Source organism: Anabaenopsis arnoldii, from assembly GCF_028331025.1.
GTDB classification, from domain to species: Bacteria; Cyanobacteriota; Cyanobacteriia; order Cyanobacteriales; family Nostocaceae; genus Anabaenopsis; species Anabaenopsis arnoldii.
Map to the genome: position 1 here is coordinate 1 of NZ_JAQMUH010000001.1, position 2,903 is coordinate 2,903.

At 37.7% G+C, this 2,903-nt stretch carries 1 protein-coding gene; it reads left to right on the forward strand.

The genetic code is table 11. The features are described 5' to 3' along the window. Positions 1-322: 322 nt before the first annotated feature. Positions 323-2,665, forward strand: coding sequence for a hypothetical protein (locus PN457_RS00005; protein WP_271730455.1), 2,343 nt, complete (start codon positions 323-325; stop codon positions 2,663-2,665). Positions 2,666-2,903: the final 238 nt, after the last annotated feature.

A 2,903-nucleotide genomic window follows, 5' to 3' on the forward strand; every position in this document is an offset into this window, starting at 1 on the left:
AAATCAAGCATAATTTGCTGTCTAATTATTTAATACAGCAACTCAAACGCCCAAGTATTCCTATGTGCTTGGTTTAATTGAAATTGTCCCGTGGCGCGGCTCCCTCCGCTCCCTATTTGTGCCAGTTGCGTAAGTCCTGATTATTTTAAAAGCATGGGAGCATTTTGATACTCCCGGAGTAGCGGAAAGTTTTGCCAAGATAGCTCTGGTTCAATGGAGAAAATATCAGAGTTTAATAACACACGATAATAGTACCAAGCAGCAATATCAGTCGCAACTTTTTGATAATGATGAGAAAAGACGCAGACTAATTGAGCAGGTAGTGCTAATAATTGTTGCGACCGGAGAAGAAGCAAGATTTTTATTAAGTTATACAACAGAAAAAATCCTATTACATAAAGATGTCTTCTGGATGATTGAGAAAATACAAAACACTGAATTAGAACAGGCGCAGCAAATTTGGGCGCAACTAATTGAGTGGTCTTTTAACTATCAAGACGCAAAGGAAATAGATGCTATTGTAACCGCTACTCAAACAAATTATGTCTTACGTAATAAGTTTGTATCTTACTTTGAAGCTATTGAGTTAAATTCAGCCAAAGCTGAGGAAATGAAAGCATCATATCTTCAGATGGAAGAGTGGGAAAATCCCAAACAAGAATCTCCGTTTTTAGAACCACCACCAAAAGAGAGAGTTATTCTACTTTTGGAACAGTTAGAGTCTGGCACTCTATGGGCTTGGTCACAACTAAACATGGATCTTACTTTAAAGCCAGATAGCAGATACTACAATAATGAATTGGAATTTGATTTAACAAAACTTCCTGGTTGGGAAGAAGCCGACATAGCAACCCGAAAAAGAATTATTGACGGTGCTAAGAAGTATATTTTAGAACAAGACCAAGTAGCTTATGACTGGATAGGTACAAACACTTATGATAGGTTTGCTTTGGCAGGCTGTAGGGCTTTACTGTTACTTTTGAAAGAATCACCAGAATTCTTAGATACTATTCCGCTTACAATATGGCAAAGATGGGCATCTGTTATAGTTGGCTACCCAAGCAGTAATTGCAGAGAAGATTACTACCTTAATTTGGTTAAACTAGCTTATGTAAAAGCTCCTTCTGAAACTATTGATTCACTCATTTTACTAATTGATAAAGAGAATGAAGAACATAGTTATATATTTATTCCTGCTCTCTTTGAGAGAAGCTGGGATGAAAATTTGAAATCTGTGCTATTGGAAAAAGTGAAGGATAAAGGACTTCAGCCTAAAGTTACGGGACAGTTGCTCGAAGAACTTTTGAAACATGGGTGTAACGAAGCTAAAGATTTTGCTAAGTCACTAATGCAGGCTGGGGGAAATAGCTCAACAGTAAAACAGGGTAAAAAAAATTATATTGAAAGTATTATAGCCTTTTGCATCCTGCCTCCTGCTTTCTGCCTTCATGTACTAATTTCTTATCCACTACCCTCAGTGGTTAAAGAATACCAACGGGCTTTGTTTGCAACTAGAGTTTTAGTTGAAAATTCAGACTCTACAACCTGGTCAGTTATTTGGTCAGTTGTTCAGCAAGATACAGAATTTGGACGCGAAGTATTTGAAATGGTTGCTAACCGTTACTCACATGGTATCAACTTAAATATTACTGAAAAAGAACTAGCAGACTTTTACATTTGGCTTGTTCAGCAGTATCCACATAATGAAGACCCTGTTTTTCAAGATGTTCATTTTGTAGGAATTAGAGAAAGTATTGGTACTTTCAGAAACAGTATGTTAGCTCATCTTAAGGAGAGAGGAACACATCAAGCTGGTGTAGAAATTCAGCGCATCGCTAAAGAAGTCCCAGAATTTACATGGCTGAAAAAGACGTTGCTATATGCCCAAAATATTACGCGGCGTAAAACTTGGAAACCTCCAATGCCCGATGAAATTCTTAAACTTATCAATAACACAGAAAAACGCCTTGTCCAAGACGGTAATGAACTTTTAGATGTCTTACTTGAATCGCTCCAGAATTTGCAAGTAGCACTTCAAGGTCAAACTCCTGCTGTTATTGATTTATGGAACGAAATTAAATGGGGACAAATTAGACATTTAGCTGATTCCCTAGTCAAGTACTTAAAGCAGAAATCTGGACTTGATAAATCTGCAAAAATAGAAGTGTGGAAGGGAGTTAATTGGAGAAACATTACTGATAGTGCATATATCCCAAAAGATGAGAATAGGTTTTCTGACTACGTAGTACGATACTTAAAAAATAATCTTAAAGAAAGAGGTGTCATAGTTAATCGTGAAGTTGAAATTCGTCGAGGTGAGAGAACGGATATTCAAGTTGATGCTGTCAATAAAACGTCAAATGGAGACGTATTTGATTCTGTAACAGTTATTATTGAGGCAAAAGGCTGCTGGAATGGTGAGCTAGATAGTGCAATGGAGAGACAGCTTGTCAATCGCTATCTAAAAGATAATACTTGCCAATATGGTATTTATTTAGTTGGTTGGTTTAACTGCGAACAGTGGGACAATAGCGATTCCAGAAAGAGTAAAGCACCAAAAATTAGTATTGATGAAGCTAGAGAAAAGTTTGAAAAACAAGCTGAACAATTATCACAGTCAGGTGTTCAAGTTAAAGCTTTTATACTCAACACAGCGCTTCGATAAATATGCAGGGAGCAACGGGAAAAAGGGTAGCCGCCGAGGTATGCGGCGGCCACCCACTAGGTTATTAAACTAAGCCGGTCAGTCACCCAACCGACTCGTCTACAAAACCGTACGTGAAACTTTCGCTTCATACGGCTCCTCAGTGATATGGTTTTTGTCATGAATACCTACAAGACTTCCATCAGTGGATGTCTTCTTGTCATGGCAATGTCTGTGTAATAATTGTAGGTTCTTATGT